Below are 16,611 nucleotides of genomic sequence, written 5' to 3'. Positions count from 1 at the left end.
TGACCCGCGCCGTTCGACAAGGGGCGATTTCGACGCCAGGTCGAATGCGCGCACGAATTCGGGGCCAATGTCCGATCCGGCGTCGGGATTACTCCGTTCGCCGTTCTATTTCACCCCTTCCCCGACTCATGACCTGGGACGACGACCCATCCCGCGGCGAGACGGCGCGCCCGGCCGTCGAGCTCCAGGAGACCGAGAGCGGCACGCGCCTCGGCGACGGACACGCCCGAGCGCGCGGCGATCACGTCCACGTCGCGCGGCGCACGGCGGGACAGGCCGTCGTGCACGCGCCGCGCGACGGGGTCGAGACCGTCCACCTCCCCCGCCGGCCCCTCGTCCTCGACCGCGGGGGCGAGGTGCCGCGTCGGGCCGGCGAGCTCGACCACCTCGTCCGCGTCGGTGACGCACACCGCCACGCCGTCGCGCAGGAGCCGGTGGCACCCCGCGGACGCGGCGGAGGTCACGGCCCCGGGCACGGCCCCGACCGGCCGCAGCAGCCGGGCGGCGTGGTGCGCGGTGCTCGCGGCGCCCGAGCGCCAGGCCGCCTCCACCACGACCGTCGCGCACGACAGCGCGGCGATGAGCCGGTTGCGCTGCAGGAACCTGCTGCGCGTCGGCGCGGCACCCGGCGGCACCTCGCTGACCACCGCACCGCCGGACACCACGATCTCCTCGAGCAGCCGGGCGTTGCCCACGGGGTAGGCGCGGTCGACGCCGCCGGCGAGGACCGCGACCGTCCCGCCACCCGCGAGGAGCGCGCCCCGGTGGGCCGCCGCGTCGATGCCGTAGGCGCCGCCGGACGCCACCCACCAGCCGCGGCGGACCAGGTCGGCGGCCAGGTCGACGGCCACGCGCTCGCCGTACGACGTGCTGGCCCGCGCCCCCACCAGCGCGACGACCCGCGACGCGTCGTCCGCCGCGGCCGCCGCCCCGGCGCGCGCACCGCGTGCAGGAAGGTCGCCCCGGACCCACAAGGCGTGGGGCGAGGCCCCGCCGAGGTCGTCCAGGCCCGCCGGCCAGTCGCCGTCGTCGGGTGTGACGAGTCGCGCGCCGCACCGTCGCGCGGCGGCGAGGTCCCGCTCGGGGTCCACCGAGGCGCGACGGGCGGACCACCGCTCGACGGCGCGCGCGACGCGGCGTCGCACGGGTGCCGCGAGCTCGCCGCCCGCCGCCTCGAGCGCGTCCCAGTCGGGGTGCCCGCGGCGGATCGACGTGTCGACCCAGTGCAGCGCGGGCGCCGCACCGCACGCCGCGACGAGCGCTCCGGCGACCTCGTCGCCGGGCTCCACGAGCGCGCTCCACACGGCGCGCGCCCGCCGCCCCGCGCCGCCGTCCGCCCGGGACGCCGCCGGCGTCGTCCCGCCCTCGCTCACGCCCCGTGCCCTCTGGTCCGCAGCAGCAGCGCCTGGGCGACGTCGGGCCGCCCGGGCGCGTCACGCCCCGCGAGGTCGGCGACGGTCCACGCGACGCGGAGCACCCGGTCGGCCCCGCGCAGGCTCAGCGTGCCCCGGTCGACGGCGCGGTCGAGGTCGGCGACGAGCCGACGGTCGGCGCCGAGCCGCGCCTGGAGCTCGCGCCCGGGCACGTCGCCGTTGCAGCGCCACGACGTGCCTGCCCAGCGCGCGCGCTGCGCGGCCCGCGCCGCGCGCACGCGCCGAGCGACGACGGCGGTCGCCTCACCGGGGGCGTCGAGCGACCGGGCGGCCGGCACCTCGAGCTGCAGGTCGACCCGGTCGAGGAGCGGGCCCGAGAGCTTGCCGAAGTAGCGGCGCCGCTGCTCCGGGCGGCACGTGCAGGCCAGCCCCTTGCCGACGGCGTGCCCGCAGGGGCACGGGTTGGCCGCGAGGACCAGCTGGAACCTCGCCGGGTACCGCGCCGTGCCTGCGGAGCGGTGCAGCACGAGCTCGCCGTGCTCGAGCGGCTGCCGCAGCGTCTGCAGCACGGCGGACGTGAACTCGGGCGCCTCGTCGAGGAACAGCACGCCGCGGTGCGCGCGAGACGCGGCGCCCGGGCGCGGCATGCCCGACCCGCCCCCCACGATGCTCGCGGGCGTCGCGGTGTGGTGCGGGTCCTCGTAGGGCGGGCGACGCACGAGCCCCCGGCCGGGATCGAACGTCCCCGCGACCGAGTGCACCGCCGTGACCTCGACGGCGTCGTCCTCGTCCAGGTCGGGAAGGAGGCCCGGCAGCCGCGCCGCGAGCATGGTCTTGCCGGCACCGGGCGGGCCGACCATGAGCAGGTGGTGGTGCCCGGCCGCGGCGACCTCCAGGCCGAACCGGGCCTCCTGCTGGCCCAGCACGTCGACGAGGTCGAGCTCGTCCCGGTCCGCGAGCGCCGCCAGGACGTCGGGCACCGCCTCGACCTCCGCGACCTCGACGTCGGCCCCGTGGTGCGCGGCGACCTGCGCGAGGCTGTCCGCCGCGCGGACCCGGGCACCCGGGACGAGCTCCGCCTCGGCCGCGTTGCCGCGCGGCACGACGACCCGCGGCCGGCCGGCGGCGACGGCTGCGGCGACGGCCGGGAGCACGCCCCGCACGGGCCGCAGCCGACCGTCGAGGCCGAGCTCGCCCAGGTGCACCCACCCCGCCACCGACGCGGCGTCGACGAGACCGGCGCCGGCAAGCGTGGCGATCGCGACGGCCAGGTCGAACGAGGACCCCGTCTTGGGCAGCGTCGCGGGTGACAGGTTGACGGTGATCCTGCGGTTCGGCCACGCGAGGCCGCTCGAGGTGACGGCCGCGCGGACGCGGTCGCGCGCCTCGGCGAGCGACGCGTCGGGCAGCCCGACGAGCGTGAACGCCGGCAGCGACGGTGCGAGGTGGGACTCGACGTCCACGACGTGCCCCGTGAGCCCGACGAGGGCGACGGCGCTGGTGCGACCGAGCACTCAGACCACCCCCACGAGGTGCTCGACCTGCGCCGCACCGCTGCGCGGCACGACGACGGCGATCACGTCGACGCGCACCGAGCGGGCGCGCACGTCGTGCTCGCGCAGCCAGCGCGCGGTGAGGCGTCGCACGCGCGCCAGCTTGCGGAACGTCACCGCCTCGGCGGGGTGCCCGTAGGCGGTGGAGCGTCGCGTCTTCACCTCGACCGCGACGACCTCGTCGCCGTCGAGCGCGACGAGGTCGAGCTCACCCTCCGTGCAGCGCCAGTTGCGCGCGAGCACCGTCCACCCGGCTTGCGTGACGAACCTCGCCGCCACGTCCTCGCCGTACCGCCCGACCGCGTCCTTCGCCCGCACGTCGACCACCTCCGGCGACGACACTGCGCCACGCGGCGGCGTGCCGAGGCCACGTCGACGACCGTCGGTGCGACGCCGTGCGGTGCCCGGGGCTGGGGATGGCTCGGCGTCCTCGCGGGCGCGTCAGCGAGGGAAGCCGCTCCCGGACCCGAGATCGAGCTCGGCCTTGGCCAGCTCCTCGACGTTGACGTCCTTGAACGTCACCACGCGCACGGACTTCACGAACCGCGCCGAGCGGTACACGTCCCAGACCCACGCGTCGACCAGCGTGAGCTCGAAGTACACCTCGCCCGCCGCGGACCGCACCTGCAGGTCCACGTGGTTCGCGAGGTAGAACCGCCGCTCCGTCTCGACGACGTACGCGAACAGACCGACCACGTCGCGGTACTCGCGGTACAGCGCGAGCTCCATGTCGGTCTCGTAGTTCTCCAGGTCCTCCGCGCTCACCGGACCATCATCCCCCATCGCACGGTCACGACGACGCGGCGGGGTCCCCGTCGGGCAGCAGGGGCTCGGCGTGCCACCCGGGCCCGCTCGCCTCCACCGGCCGCTCCTGCACGGCCGGCAGCCGCCACGAGCGTCGGTGCAGCGGCGTCGGACCGTGCTCGCGCAGCGCCGCGAGGTGCTCGGGCGCGGCGTACCCCTTGTTCTCGTCCCAGCGGTACGCGGGGTGGGCGGCGGCGTGCCGCACCATCAACGCGTCGCGCTCGCACTTGGCCAGGACGCTCGCCGCGGCCACGCTCGCGCACGAGCGGTCCGCCTTCACCCTCAGGTGCACCGCCGGCGGCTCGAACGCGCGCGGCTCGGCGAACAGGTCGTCCTGCGTGCCGAACAGGTCGGGCTCGGGCGGCGTCAGCCAGTCGTGCGAGCCGTCGAGCACCACGGCGTCGACCCGCTCGACGACGTCGAGCACCCGCAGCAGGGCCCGCGTGCCGGCGAGGCGCAGCGCCGCGACGATCCCGCGCTCGTCGATCTCGTCGGGCGACGCGTGGCCGACCGCGCGCGCGACGCCCCACCTGCCCAGCGCGGGCAGCAGCGCCTCGCGCGCGGCGGGCGTCAGCAGCTTCGAGTCCGCGACGCCGCGCGGCGCGGACCGCGTCGCCGCGTCGACCACGACCACGCCCACCGAGACGGGCCCGGCGAGCGACCCGCGCCCGACCTCGTCCATCCCCGCGACGTAACGCAGCCCCGTGCGCAGCAGCGCCCGCTCGTGCCGCAGGTGCGGCGGCGTGCGCGGCGCCGCACGCCGCGGCGCCCGCACCGCACGCCCGACGTCGACCTGGGTCATCCGGCGTCGGGCACGTTCGCGAACACGTCGGACGGGTTGCTCAGGACCGTGAACCGGTCGAGCGGCCACACGGTGACGAACGCAACGCCGACGACGTTCTCCATCGGCACCGAGCCGCCCCCGGGCCGTCCCATGTTGCGACGCGAGTCCGCGGACTGCTGCCGGTTGTCGCCCATGAGCCACAGCGAGTCCGCGGGCACGACGACGTCGAACGCCATCTCGCTGGGCTGGGAACCCGGCGCGAGGTACGTCTCGTCGAGCGGCACGCCGTTCACGGTCACCGGCTGGCCGGGCCCGGCGCACGCCACGTGGTCGCCGGGCAGGCCGATCACCCGCTTCACGAGGTGCTCGCCGGCGTCCTGCGGGAGCAGCCCGACGAACGTCAGCGCCTCGTTGGTGGCCTCGGCGAGCGCGCTGCGCGGCTTCTGCACCTCGGGCGTGAGCCAGCCGCCCGGGTCCTTGAAGACCACGATGTCGCCGCGCCGCAGGTCGAACGGCCCGGGCGTGAGCTTGCTGACGAGGATCCGGTCGTTCTCGACGAGGGTGTCGTGCATCGACTGGGACGGGATGAAGAACGCCTGCACGAGGAACGTCTTCACCACGAGCGACAGCACGAGCGCACTGACCAGGATGATCGCGGTCTCGCGCAGCCAGGACCAGGCCGTGCTGCGTCGTCGGGGCTCGCGGTCGCGCCGGCGCCGCTGGGGCACGGTCTCCTCCTCTGCTCGCGGACCGTCCGCCGCCGCGGGCGACGCGGGTGCGCCCGCGCTCGTCGGCGCCCACGACGGACGGACGTCGTGCTGCTCGGGGGACGTGCGGGACGAGGACGGCGTCGGTCCCGTCCCCTCGGCGTGGGGCTGGCTCACCGACACACTCTGACACGGACCGGACATCCCGTGGGTGCGGACCCGGACCGCGAGACCGAACCTGGGCGGGACCTGGACGCGCCGTGCCGCGTCACGCCGCTCCGGGACGACGACGGGCGGCCACCCGTGGGGTGACCGCCCGTCGCGACGTGCCGGGAGCGCGGGGCTCAGGCCTTCTTGGCCGGAGCCTGCTCGCGCTTCTCCTTGATCTTCGCCTTCTTGCCGCGAAGGGCGCGCAGGTAGTACAGCTTCGCGCGGCGGACGTCACCGCGCGTCACGACCTCGATCGAGTCGAGCGAGGGCGAGTGCACGGGGAACGTGCGCTCGACGCCGACGCCGAAGCTGATCTTGCGGATCGTGAACGTCTCGCGGACGCCGGCGCCCTGACGGGCGATGACGACACCCTGGAACGCCTGGACGCGGGAGCGGTTGCCCTCGACGACCTTCACGTTGACCTTGAGCGTGTCGCCGGGGCGGAACTCCGGGACGTCCTGGCGCAGCGATGCTGCGTCGATCGCGTCGAGCGTCTGCATGTCGTGTCGCTTCCCCGCCCTGCCGCAGGTCAGGAGCGTGATCGACGGGCGCACGCGCTGCCGGGGCAGGGCACGCGCCCGTGGTTCGGGTCTGGGTCGGTGGGACCGGGGGCCGTGGCCGTCCCGGGCCGCGCGTCGCTGTCACCCTCCCCTGCGGCAGAGAGGCGGCGGACGCACACCGAGGAGACAGTCTGCCACAACGCGACCGCGCGACCGAATCCGCAGCGGAGGGGCCCGCCGGGAACGGCGGCGTCAGTCGGGCGGGTGCTGCTCCCAGCGCCCGTCCGTCACGACCCACCCGCACGCGGCGAGCACCTCGAGGTCGTGGCGGTCGAGCGTCGCGGGGTCGAGCGCGGTCAGCAGGTCCGGTCGGCGCCGCGCCGTGCGCTCGAGCGCCTGGTCGCGACGCCAGCGCTCGATGCGCGCGTGGTGGCCCGACAGCAGCACGTCGGGCACGTCGTGCTCGAGCCAGGACGCGGGCTTGGTGTAGACGGGGTACTCCAGCAGCCCGGCCGCACCGTGGGACTCCTCGACGAGCGACGCCGGGTTGCCGACCACGCCCGGCAGCAGCCGCGCCACGGCCTCGACCACGACGAGCGCCGCGACCTCGCCGCCGTTGAGCACGTAGTCGCCGAGCGACAGCTCGGTGACGCGCCCCCGGGCCGCGTAGTGCTCCACGACGCGCGCGTCGATGCCCTCGTAGCGGCCGCACGCGACCACGAGCTGCTGCTCGCCGGCGAGCTCCTCGGCCATCCGCTGCGTGAACGGCCGCCCGGCCGGCGACGGCACGAGGAGGTGCGCGTCGGGCGTCATGACGTCGTCGAGCGCCCGACCCCACACGTCGGGCCGCATGACCATGCCCGCGCCCCCGCCGAACGGCGTGTCGTCGACCGTGCGGTGCCGGTCGTCGGTCCAGTCGCGCAGGTCGTGCACGTGCAGGTCGAGCAGGCCGGACGTGCGCGCCTTGCCGACGAGCGACAGGTCGAGCGCGGCCAGGTACTCGGGGAAGATCGAGACGACGTCGACGCGCACGGCTCAGCCCTCGACCGCGTCGCCGCGGGTCTCGTCGCTCACGACGAGGTGCTCGGCGTCGGCGGCGAGGAGCCCGCCGGGCGGGTCGAGCACGACACGGCCGCCGGGCACGTCCACGACCGGGACGATGGCCTCGACGAACGGCACGAGCGTGCGCGCGCCGTCGGGCTCGCGGACGACGAGCAGGTCGTGCGCCGGCAGGTGCTCGAGGCCGACGACCTCGCCCAGCACGCGTCCGTCGGCGACGTGCTCGACGCGCAGGCCGACGAGCTCGTGCTGGTACCAGCCGTCCTCGTCGTCCTCGTCCTCGTCGGTGTCGACCAGGAGGTCGACGCCGCGCAGCGCCTCGACCGCGGTCCGGTCGGCGGCCTGCGCGAACGTCACGTACCACCGGCCCTGCGCGGTCCGCACGCGCACGACCTCGAGCGGCCCCGCCGACGCGGGCTCGGTGACGAACCGCGCGCCGACGACGAACCGCTCGTCGGGCGCGTCGGTGCGCACGTCGAGCGCGACCTCGCCGCGCAGCCCGTGCGCGCGGCCGATCCGTGCCACGGTCAGCAGCATCGTCACTCCCTCCCCCGACGCGTCGTCGGGGACGACGACGGCCCGGCCCCTCGTCGAGGGACCGGGCCGTCGGGTGTCCTGGTCAGCGCCGGTCGACGTCGACCACGTCGACGCGCACGGCACCGTCGGTCGACAGCGCGCCGACCACCGTGCGCAGCGCGCGGGCCGTGCGGCCCGAGCGGCCGATGACGCGTCCGAGGTCCTCGGGGTGCACGCGCACCTCGAGCATCTCGCCGCGTCGCAGCGACGACGAGCGCACGCGCACGTCGTCGGGGTGGTCGACGATGCCCCGCACCAGGTGCTCGAGCGCGTCGGCCAGCATCAGGCCTGCTCGTCCTCGGCGGGAGCCGCCTCGTCGGCGGTCTCGGTCGCGGCGGCGGCCTTCTTCTCGGACGCCGTGGCCTTGACCTTCTCGGCGTCGGCGGCGGCGGCCTCGACGGCGGCCTTCGGGTCGGCCTTGGCGGCCTTGGTGCGCAGCGTGCCCTCGGCACCCGGCAGGCCCTTGAACTTCTGCCAGTCGCCGGTGACCTTGAGCAGCGCGAGGACCTGCTCGGTGGGCTGGGCGCCGACGCCGAGCCAGTACTGCGCGCGCTCCGAGGTGATCTCGATGAGCGAGGGCTCCTCGGTGGGGTGGTACTTGCCGATCTCCTCGATCACGCGACCGTCGCGCTTGGTGCGCGAGTCGGCGACGACGATGCGGTAGTACGGCTGGCGGATCTTGCCGAGGCGCTTGAGGCGGATCTTCGTAGCCACGAGGTGGTGTTCTCCTGAATGTCTGCGGGGTGGCGTCACGGTGCCGCCCGTGGGGTGGGGCGCGCCGGTCGGGCCGGAGGACGCGGCACCGGGCAGGTAGAGGGGCTGCACGGGCCGAGTACAGCGGGCCATTCTGCCAGATGGCGCGCGCACGACCAATCCCGCGCGCGAGCGCCGCGTCGGAGCCGGTCAGGTGGCGGTGCCCGACGGCGTCCCGGGGCCCGCGACGAGCGGCCGTGTGCGCGACAGCACGGTCGCCGCGTCCTGCCAGACCTGCACCTCGACGTACCGCTCGGGACCGTGCCGGCCGGCGTCCCACCGCTGCGGCGTCCCGATCCGCCCGAGCAGCTCGCGGATCCCGTCGAGCGTGGACACGCGCGCCCGGTGCTCGCGGCCGTCACGGACGTGCGGGCTGAAGGTCGGGAACAGGTCGCCGTACGTGAACGACAGCACCCCCGGGTCGAACGCGTCGCTGCCGCACTCCACCGCGGCGGGTCGCGCGTACCAGCCCGCCAGCCACGCGCACGGCTCGACGACCATGTGCTGCGAGAACGGTGCGCGCGGCGTCCCGCCCTGCGCGGCGCGCCTCGTCGGGTGGCAGCGCGCTGAGCGACCGGAAGGGACCCCGACGCGCGTCGAAGTAGTGAACGAGCCGCAACGGACCGACCGGCTCGGCGGGGTCCGGGCGCTCGACCGCGACGGCTACCGCACCCGCGTCCCGCGCAGCACGACGGCCGCGGGACGCGCCAGCTCGGCGACGTCGCGGCGCGGGTCGGCCGCGTAGACGACGACGTCCGCGCTCGCGCCCTCCGCGATCCCGGGCACGCCGAGCCACGCGCGCGTGCGCCACGACGCGGCCGCGACGACGTCGTGCGCGGGCAGGCCGGCGCGCACCATCTCGGCCGCCTCGTCCGCGATGCGCCCGTGGCCGATGGTGCCGCCGGCGTCGGTGCCGACCAGCAGCGGCACCCCGGCGTCGTGCAGGTCCCGCACGTGCGCGTACCGCCGCTCGTGCATCGCGCGCATGCGCGCCGCGAACCGCGGGTAGCGCGCCTCCCCCTGCGCCGCGATGGCGCCGAACTGCCCCACCTGCAGCAGCGTCGCCGTCACCGGGACACCCGCTGCCGCGATGCGCTCGACCTGGGCAGGCGTGGCGCCCGTCGCGTGCTCGAGGCAGTCGACGCCCGCGTCCAGCAGCGGGTCGAGCGCCTCGTGGCTGAACGTGTGCGCCGTGACGCGCGCGCCCGCATCGTGCGCGGCGGCGACCGCGGCGGCGAGGACGTCGTCCGGCCACAGCGGCCGGAGGTCGCCGTCGGCACCGAGGTCGCGGTCGATCCAGTCGGCCACGAGCTTGACCCAGCCGTCGCCGCGCGCGGCCTCCTCGCGGACGGCGTCCGGCAGGTCGGCCGGGTCGGCGAGCTCCCGGCCGTAGTGCCGCAGGTACCGCTTGGGTCGCGCGAGGTGCCGGCCCGCGCGCAGCAGACGGGGCAGGTCGTCGCGCGCGTGCACCCACGCGGTGTCCGCGGGCGAGCCGGCGTCCCGGACCAGCAGCACGCCCGCGTCGCGGTCGGCGACCGCCTGCCGCTCGGCCGTCGCCGCGTCGACCGCACCGTCGGCCGCGAGGCCGACGTGGCAGTGCACGTCCACCAGCCCGGGCAGCACCCAGCCCTCGAGCACCGCCTCGGGCGCCCCCGCCGGCTGCTCGAGCGTGAGCCGGTCCCCCACGACCCACGCCTCGCCGACCTCGTGCTCGTCGCCGAGCACCACGGTGCCGCGCAGGTGCGTGATCACGCGCCGGTCAGCGCCCCTTGAACAGGTCGCCCAGCCCCGCGGGCAGGCTGCCCGGGTCGAACGCCGCGTCGTCCTGCGCCGGGGCGGCGCCGCCGAGCCCGAACGCCGACCCGGACGGCGCGGGAGGCGCCTCGCCCGCCGCGCGCGCCGCGGCGGCCCGCTCCTGCTCGGCCCGCTTCGCGGGGTTGCCCGACCGTGCGCCCTTGCCGCGCTTGGGCGGCGCCTGCCGGCCGCGCGACTTCTTGCCGCCCATGCCCGGCAGGTTGCCCATGCCCGGCATGCCGCCGGGCATGCCGCCGCCGCGGGCCATCTGGCGCATCATCTTCTTCGCGCCCTCGAACCGCTCGAGCAGCTGGTTGATCTCGCTCGTCGTGGTGCCCGAGCCGCGCGCGATGCGCGCGCGCCGCGAGCCGTTGATGATCTTGGGGTTCTGCCGCTCGCCGGGCGTCATCGAGCGGATGATCGCCTCGATGCGGTCGACCTCGCGCTCGTCGAAGTTCTCCAGGGCCTCGCGCATCTGGCCCATGCCCGGCAGCATCCCGAACATCTTCTTCAGCGAGCCCATGTTCTTGAGCTGCTGCATCTGCACGAGGAAGTCCTCGAGCGTGAAGTCCTCGCCGCCGACGAGCTTGCCGGCCATCTTCTCGGCCTGCTCGGCGTCGAACGCCTTCTCGGCCTGCTCGATGAGCGTGAGGACGTCGCCCATGTCGAGGATGCGCGACGCCATGCGGTCGGGGTGGAACACCTCGAAGTCGGTGAGCTTCTCACCGGTCGAGGCGAACATGATCGGGCGGCCCGTGACGCTCGCGATCGACAGCGCGGCACCGCCGCGCGCGTCGCCGTCGAGCTTCGACAGCACGACACCGGTGAAGCCGACGCCGTCGGCGAACGCCTGCGCGGTCGTCACGGCGTCCTGGCCGATCATCGCGTCGACGACGAACAGGATCTCGTCGGGGTCGACCGCGTCGCGGATGTCGGCGGCCTGCGACATGAGCTCGGCGTCGACGCCGAGACGACCCGCGGTGTCGACGATCAGCACGTCGTGCTGACGCTGGCGCGCGGTCTCGAGGCCCGAGCGCGCGACCGCCACCGGGTCCGCACCGGCCGGAAGCACGTCGTCCGAGCCCTGGTTGCCGGGGTGCGGCGCGTAGACGGGCACACCCGCGCGCTCGCCGACGACCTGGAGCTGGGTCACCGCGTTGGGGCGCTGCAGGTCGGCCGCGACGAGCAGCGGCGTGTGGCCCTGCTCGCGCAGCCACAGCGCGAGCTTGCCCGCGAGCGTCGTCTTGCCCGCGCCCTGCAGACCCGCGAGCAGGATGACGGTCGGCGGCTGCTTCGCGAACGCGACCGTGCGCGTCTGGCCGCCGAGGATCCCGACGAGCTCGTCGTTGACGATCTTGACGACCTGCTGCGCGGGGTTGAGCGCGCCGGAGACCTCGGCCGACAGCGCGCGCTCGCGCACCGCGCCCGTGAACTGGCGCACCACCGGGACCGCGACGTCGGCGTCGAGCAGCGCACGCCGGATCTCGCGGATCGTGGCGTCGATGTCCGCCTCGGAGAGGCGCCCCTTCGCGCGCAGGTTCTTGAACGTCGACGTGAGACGGTCGGAGAGGGTGGCGAACAACCTGGCCTCGCGGGGTCGGACGGAACGGCTACGGACGTCCCAGGGTACCCGCCAGCGCCTGCGAGGCCCGGCGCGTGAGGTCGTCGACGAGCGTGGCGCGCCACGTCGTCCAGGCCGCGGGGCCCGCCGCCGACGCGTCGGCCTCGGTGAGCGCGCGCAGCAGCGCGAGCAGGTCGGCGCGGTGGTCGACCGCGTCGAGCAGCCGCGCGAGCGTCGCCGGGTCGTCGGGGTCCGCGGTGGTCGCGAGCTCCGCGAGGGTGAGGTGCTCGCGCACGAGCCGCGTGACGTCGGCCGCGACGTCCTCCCCGAACCCCATGCGCGTGACGATCGGCCCCGCGAGCCGCGCCCCCTCGACCGCGTGGTCCCCCGCGCCGGCGCGCTTGCCGACGTCGTGCAGGAGCGCCGCGAGCAGCAGCGTGTCGGGCGCGTCGACCGCGCGCCGGTCACGGCCGGCGCGCGCGACGGTCTCGACGAGGTGCCGGTCGACCGTGTGCCGGTGGATCGCCGACCGCTGCGGCCGGTTGCGCACGCCCGCCCACTCCGGGATCCACGTCGTCACGACGCCCGCGAGGTCGAGCGCCTCCCAGACCGGCACCTGCGCGGCGCCGGCGCCCAGCAGGTGCAGCAGCTGCTGGCGCGCGGGACGCGGCCAGGGCACGGGCAGGGGCGGCGTCGCCTCGAGGCTCGCGACGGTCACGGGCGAGAGCACCAGACCCGTGCGTGCCGCGGTCGCGGCGGCCCGCAGCGACAGCACCGGGTCGTCCGCGGGCCGCGCGTCGACCGCGAGCACGAGCTCGCCATCGTGCTCGACGAGCCCCTCGGCGATGGTCCGCAGCCGCGGCGGAGTCCGGCGGCCGCGCACGAGCATCGGCCCGCGCGCGGGCCGCTGCAGCGCCTGCCGCGCGTTGCGAGCCGTCGTGTCCAGCGCGTACGAGATCACGCGGCCCGCCTCGGCGATCGACGCGAGCAGGTCGTCGCGGTCGTCGAAGCCGACGAGCGCCGCGACCTCGTCCTGGTCCGCCTGCAGCAGCCGGTTGGTGTGCCGGCGCGTCACGACCTGCACCGCGTCGCGCACGTCGAGCAGGTGCGCGTACGCGTGGTCGACCGCACCGTGCGGCCGGTCGGTCAGCCACGTCGCCGCCAGCGCCGACAGCACGACCGCGTCGCGGATGCCGCCACGCGCCTCCTTGAGGTCGGGCTCGATGAGGTACGCCAGCTCGCCGTGCCGGTCGGCGCGCTGCCGCGTCGAGGCCAGCAGCTCGGGCAGCCGGCGGCGCGCCGCCGAGCGCCAGTCCGCCAGCAGGGCCGACGTCGCGCGCGCGACGACGAGGCCGTCGCCCGCGACCGGCTGCAGCTCGAGCAGGCCGACCGCCGCGGGCAGGTCCTTCGACGCGACCTGGCGGCACTGCGCGAGCGAGCGCACCGAGTGGTCGAGGTCGAGACCCGCGTCCCAGATCGGGTACCACAGGCGCTCGGCGAGCCGCGCGAGCTCGTCGGCCGAGTGCCCGCGCCCCTCGTGCACGAGCAGCAGGTCGAGGTCCGACACCGGGCTCGCGTCGCCGCGCCCCACGCTGCCGACCACGCCCAGCGCGACGCCCTGGAGCTCCCTTCCCTCCGTGGCCTCGTCCCACAGGCGCGCGAGAGCGCCGACCACGAGGTCGGCGATCGCGCGGCGGCGGGCGACGCCGTCGCTGCCCGGACCCGTCATCCGTGCGGCCAGGTCGAGCCGTGCAGCACGCAGGTCCCGCACCCCGGCGGGGTGCGGGACCTGCTGCTGGGACCCGTGCCCGGCCGCGCCCCCCGCGGGCGGCCGTCCGTTCGTCATCGGTGAGCCGTGACCCCTCCTGCTCGGAGCGCGCTCAGAGCGCGTCGTCGCCGTGCTCGCCGGTGCGGACGCGTGCCACGTCCTCGACCGGGACGACCCACACCTTGCCGTCGCCGATCTTGCCGGTCTGCGCCGCCTGGACGATCACCTCGGTGACCCCGGCCACGTCCTCGTCGGCGACGAGCACGTCGATCTTCACCTTCGGGACGAGGTCGACGGTGTACTCCGCGCCCCGGTAGACCTCGGTGTGGCCGCGCTGCCGGCCGTAGCCGCTGGCCTCGCTGACCGTGAGGCCGCGGACCCCGGCGGCCTCGAGGGCCGACTTCACGTCGTCCAGCCGATGCGGCTGGATGACCGCCGTCACGAGCTTCGTCATCACTTCACCTCCGACACGATGCGGGCGCCACCCAGGTTCTCGTACGCGGTCTCGCCGTGCACCGCGAGGTCGATGCCGCCGACCTCGACGTCCTGCGAGACGCGCCAGCCGAGCGTGGCCTTGAGGATCAGGCCGATGACCGCGGTGGTCAGACCCGAGAACAGGACCGCGACGAGCGCGATCACGACCTGGATGACGAGGAGGTTCGCACCGCCGCCGAAGAACAGGCCGCCCTCGTCCGCCAGGAAGCCGATCATCACCGTGCCGACGAGGCCGCCGACCAGGTGGACGCCCACGACGTCGAGCGAGTCGTCGTACCCGAACTTGTACTTCAGGCCGACGGCCAGCGCGCAGAGCACGCCGGCGACGACGCCCAGCACGATCGAGGTCACGGGGCGCAGCGCACCCGCGGCCGGCGTGATCGCGACCAGGCCGGCCACGATGCCCGACGCGGCGCCGAGCGACGTCGCGTGGCCGTCGCGGAACTTCTCGGTGACGAGCCAGGCGAGCATGGCTGCGGCCGTGCAGACCGTCGTGTTGACCCACGCGAGGCCCGCGGTCTCGTTGGCGCCGAACGCCGAGCCGGCGTTGAAGCCGAACCAGCCGAACCACAGCAGCGCGGCGCCCAGCATGACGAACGGCAGGTTGTGCGGGCGCATCGCCTCGGTGCCGAAGCCCTTGCGCTTGCCGATGATGAGCGCGAGCACGAGGGCCGCGACACCGGCGTTGATGTGGACGACCGTGCCGCCCGCGAAGTCGATCGGCGCCGTGTTCGCCGCGCCGTCGGTGGTGCCGAAGATCGCCGCCGCGATCGAGCCCTCGGCGCCCGAGAGCTGGCCGCCGCCCCACACCATGTGGGCCATCGGGAAGTACGCGACCGTCACCCAGACCGCGACGAACGCGATCCACGTGCCGAACTTGACGCGGTCCGCGAGCGCGCCGCTGATGAGCGCGACCGTGATGATCGCGAACGTCACCTGGAACGCGACGTCGATCACCTGCGGGTAGTTGCCGAGCGGGCTCGCGATCGCCGCGCCGTCCGCGTCGAACAGCGTGCCGCTCAGGCCGAACTGGTCGAACGGGTTGCCGAAGATCCCGGCGACGTCCGAGCCGTACGACATCGACCAGCCCCACAGCACGTAGACCACGCCGACGACGCCCATCGCGCCGAACGACATCATCATCATGTTGAGGACGGACTTGCCGCGGACCATGCCCCCGTAGAAGAACGCCAGCGCCGGCGTCATGAGGAGCACGAGCGATGCTGACGTCAGCATCCAGGCCGCCGCTCCGGTGTCCCACTCCATGTCTGCTCTCCCCTCGCCAGCCTGGCGGCCGGACGGGGACAACTGTGGAGCGGTGCCGTTTCGCTCGACGGGCGGTGCGGTTACGCACGTGTGACAGCAGGCCCCTGCGCGTAAACGTTGCGTTTCGTGCCGGGCGGGCGTCCAGGGGCCGGGACGGCGCGTCCCGGCCCCTGGTCGCCGTGTCAGCCCTCGAGCAGGCCGTCGACGAACGCCTCGGGGTCGAACGGTGCGAGGTCGTCGGGGCCCTCGCCGAGCCCCACGAGCTTGACGGGCACGCCGAGCTCGCGCTGCACGGCCACGACGATGCCGCCCTTGGCCGTGCCGTCGAGCTTGGTCAGCACGATGCCCGTGACCCCGGCCACCTCGCCGAAGACCCGCGCCTGGTTGAGGCCGTTCTGGCCGGTCGTCGCGTCGAGCACGAGCAGCACCTCGGACAGGGGCGCGGTGCGCGTGATGACGCGCGTGATCTTGCCGAGCTCGTCCATGAGGCCCGCCTTGTTCTGCAGGCGGCCCGCGGTGTCGACGAGCACGACGTCGGCGCCGTCCGCGACGCCCGCGCGCACCGCGTCGAACGCGACCGCGGCCGGGTCGGCGCCGTCGCGGTCCGAGCGCACGGTCGGCACGCCCACGCGCGAGCCCCACGTCTCGAGCTGGTCGGCCGCGGCCGCGCGGAACGTGTCCGCCGCACCGAGCACGACGCTGCTGCCGTCGGCGACGAGGACGCGCGCGAGCTTGCCGACGGTCGTCGTCTTGCCGGTGCCGTTGACTCCGACGACGAGCACGACGGCCGGCACGCGCGTGCCGTCCTCGCCGGTGGTGGGCGACGTGCGCAGCGAGCGGTCGAGCGTCGGGTCGACGAGCGCGAGCAGCTGCTCGCGCAGCACCTCGCGCGCCTGCGCGCCGTCGCGCAGGCCGTCGACGCGCACGCGCGTGCGCAGGGCCGCGATGAGCTCGTCGGTGGGGCCGGCGCCGACGTCGGCGAGCAGCAGCGTCTCCTCGAGCTCGTCCCAGTCGTCCTCGGTGAGGTGGTCGCGCGACAGGACGCCGAGCAGCCGCGTGCCCAGCGGCGAGCCCGAGCGCGCGAGCCGCTCGCGCAGGCGACGCAGGCGGCCGGCGGTCGGCGCGGGCGTCTCGAGCGGCGGCGCGGTCGTGAGCTCGGCCGTGTCGGGGACCTCGACGCCGGGCGCCGCCGCGTCGGTCGTGGCGGCAGGCGTCGCGACGTCGGGCGCGGGCGCCTCCGGCGGTGCGGTCGTCGACGACGTCGTCCCGGCGGGCGGCGCGGTGCGCTCGTCGGCGGTCGGGGCGCCCGGGCGGCGTCGGCGCACGACGACGGCGGCCACGGCGCCGGCGACCAGCACGGGCGCGCCGATGAGGTACGGCAGGAGATCGTTGAGGTCCACGTGGACAG

General features: G+C 75.5%; 18 protein-coding genes. All 18 read right to left on the bottom strand.

Going from position 1 to position 16,611, the window contains the following annotated elements:
- Positions 1-110: 110 nt before the first annotated feature.
- The gene (gene dprA / locus GY42_RS02390) at positions 111-1,373 is read right to left on the bottom strand and encodes a DNA-processing protein DprA (protein ID WP_046528101.1); all 1,263 of its coding nucleotides are present in this window, start codon (positions 1,371-1,373) and stop codon (positions 111-113) included.
- Positions 1,370-2,887: a YifB family Mg chelatase-like AAA ATPase gene (locus GY42_RS02385; RefSeq protein WP_046528100.1), complete on the bottom strand. Its 1,518-nt coding sequence runs from the start codon at positions 2,885-2,887 to the stop codon at positions 1,370-1,372. The genes dprA and GY42_RS02385 overlap by 4 nt, the downstream gene beginning before the upstream one ends.
- Positions 2,888-3,244 carry a YraN family protein gene (locus GY42_RS02380; protein WP_046530451.1) on the bottom strand — a complete coding sequence of 119 codons (357 nt, stop codon included), beginning with the start codon at positions 3,242-3,244 and terminating at the stop codon, positions 2,888-2,890.
- Between the two features lie 123 nt (positions 3,245-3,367).
- Entirely contained in the window at positions 3,368-3,691 is a 324-nt protein-coding gene (locus GY42_RS02375) for a DUF2469 domain-containing protein (protein WP_046528099.1), read from the bottom strand.
- Positions 3,692-3,716: 25 nt separating this feature from the next.
- The gene (locus tag GY42_RS02370) at positions 3,717-4,532 is read right to left on the bottom strand and encodes a ribonuclease HII (RefSeq protein WP_046528098.1); all 816 of its coding nucleotides are present in this window, start codon (positions 4,530-4,532) and stop codon (positions 3,717-3,719) included.
- The gene (lepB, locus tag GY42_RS02365; protein WP_052748511.1) at positions 4,529-5,398 is read right to left on the bottom strand and encodes a signal peptidase I; all 870 of its coding nucleotides are present in this window, start codon (positions 5,396-5,398) and stop codon (positions 4,529-4,531) included. Before lepB ends, GY42_RS02370 begins: the two co-directional genes overlap by 4 nt.
- Positions 5,399-5,565: 167 nt before the next feature.
- Positions 5,566-5,931 carry a 50S ribosomal protein L19 gene (gene rplS / locus GY42_RS02355; RefSeq protein WP_046528095.1) on the bottom strand — a complete coding sequence of 122 codons (366 nt, stop codon included), beginning with the start codon at positions 5,929-5,931 and terminating at the stop codon, positions 5,566-5,568.
- Positions 5,932-6,183: 252 nt separating this feature from the next.
- Positions 6,184-6,963, bottom strand: coding sequence for a tRNA (guanosine(37)-N1)-methyltransferase TrmD (trmD, locus tag GY42_RS02350; protein ID WP_046528094.1), 780 nt, complete (start codon positions 6,961-6,963; stop codon positions 6,184-6,186).
- Positions 6,964-6,966: 3 nt separating this feature from the next.
- Complete coding sequence (gene rimM / locus GY42_RS02345; RefSeq protein WP_046530450.1) at positions 6,967-7,527, bottom strand: ribosome maturation factor RimM; 561 nt, start codon at positions 7,525-7,527, stop codon at positions 6,967-6,969.
- 82 nt (positions 7,528-7,609) lie between these two features.
- Positions 7,610-7,849 (bottom strand): RNA-binding protein, encoded by a 240-nt coding sequence (locus tag GY42_RS02340; RefSeq protein WP_046528093.1) that lies wholly within the window; start codon positions 7,847-7,849, stop codon positions 7,610-7,612.
- Complete coding sequence (gene rpsP / locus GY42_RS02335) at positions 7,849-8,280, bottom strand: 30S ribosomal protein S16 (RefSeq protein WP_046528092.1); 432 nt, start codon at positions 8,278-8,280, stop codon at positions 7,849-7,851. Before rpsP ends, GY42_RS02340 begins: the two co-directional genes overlap by 1 nt.
- A gap of 189 nt (positions 8,281-8,469) precedes the next feature.
- Entirely contained in the window at positions 8,470-8,820 is a 351-nt protein-coding gene (locus GY42_RS02330) for a hypothetical protein (RefSeq protein WP_046528091.1), read from the bottom strand.
- 162 nt (positions 8,821-8,982) lie between these two features.
- Positions 8,983-10,071 carry an amidohydrolase family protein gene (locus GY42_RS02325; RefSeq protein WP_046528090.1) on the bottom strand — a complete coding sequence of 363 codons (1,089 nt, stop codon included), beginning with the start codon at positions 10,069-10,071 and terminating at the stop codon, positions 8,983-8,985.
- Positions 10,072-10,078: 7 nt separating this feature from the next.
- Positions 10,079-11,695 carry a signal recognition particle protein gene (ffh, locus tag GY42_RS02320; RefSeq protein ID WP_046528089.1) on the bottom strand — a complete coding sequence of 539 codons (1,617 nt, stop codon included), beginning with the start codon at positions 11,693-11,695 and terminating at the stop codon, positions 10,079-10,081.
- Positions 11,696-11,723: 28 nt separating this feature from the next.
- A complete protein-coding gene (locus GY42_RS02315; protein WP_046528088.1) occupies positions 11,724-13,520 on the bottom strand; it encodes a [protein-PII] uridylyltransferase in 1,797 nt (598 codons plus the stop codon).
- Between the two features lie 34 nt (positions 13,521-13,554).
- Complete coding sequence (locus tag GY42_RS02310; RefSeq protein ID WP_046528087.1) at positions 13,555-13,896, bottom strand: P-II family nitrogen regulator; 342 nt, start codon at positions 13,894-13,896, stop codon at positions 13,555-13,557.
- Positions 13,896-15,203 carry an ammonium transporter gene (locus GY42_RS02305; protein ID WP_046528086.1) on the bottom strand — a complete coding sequence of 436 codons (1,308 nt, stop codon included), beginning with the start codon at positions 15,201-15,203 and terminating at the stop codon, positions 13,896-13,898. The genes GY42_RS02310 and GY42_RS02305 overlap by 1 nt, the downstream gene beginning before the upstream one ends.
- Before the next feature lie 182 nt (positions 15,204-15,385).
- Positions 15,386-16,603: a signal recognition particle-docking protein FtsY gene (ftsY, locus tag GY42_RS02300; RefSeq protein WP_046528085.1), complete on the bottom strand. Its 1,218-nt coding sequence runs from the start codon at positions 16,601-16,603 to the stop codon at positions 15,386-15,388.
- Positions 16,604-16,611 lie beyond the last annotated feature (8 nt).

It is taken from the genome of Cellulomonas sp. FA1 (genome assembly GCF_000986825.1).
In the GTDB taxonomy this organism is placed as follows: Bacteria; Actinomycetota; Actinomycetes; order Actinomycetales; family Cellulomonadaceae; genus Cellulomonas; species Cellulomonas iranensis.
Note: the sequence above shows the minus strand (reverse complement) of the source record. Positions and strands in the feature narration are given on the sequence as shown.

Excerpts from the sequence above, each read along its gene's own strand:
- GY42_RS02370 (WP_046528098.1), bottom strand. The coding sequence starts at position 4,532 with ATGACCCAGGTCGACGTCGGGCGTGCGGTGCGGGCGCCGCGGCGTGCG.
- rplS (WP_046528095.1), bottom strand. The coding sequence starts at position 5,931 with ATGCAGACGCTCGACGCGATCGACGCAGCATCGCTGCGCCAGGACGTC.
- rimM (WP_046530450.1), bottom strand. The coding sequence starts at position 7,527 with ATGCTGCTGACCGTGGCACGGATCGGCCGCGCGCACGGGCTGCGCGGC.
- GY42_RS02340 (WP_046528093.1), bottom strand. The coding sequence starts at position 7,849 with ATGCTGGCCGACGCGCTCGAGCACCTGGTGCGGGGCATCGTCGACCAC.
- GY42_RS02330 (WP_046528091.1), bottom strand. The coding sequence starts at position 8,820 with ATGGTCGTCGAGCCGTGCGCGTGGCTGGCGGGCTGGTACGCGCGACCC.
- GY42_RS02315 (WP_046528088.1), bottom strand. The coding sequence starts at position 13,520 with ATGACGAACGGACGGCCGCCCGCGGGGGGCGCGGCCGGGCACGGGTCC.
- GY42_RS02310 (WP_046528087.1), bottom strand. The coding sequence starts at position 13,896 with ATGACGAAGCTCGTGACGGCGGTCATCCAGCCGCATCGGCTGGACGAC.
- GY42_RS02305 (WP_046528086.1), bottom strand. The coding sequence starts at position 15,203 with ATGGAGTGGGACACCGGAGCGGCGGCCTGGATGCTGACGTCAGCATCG.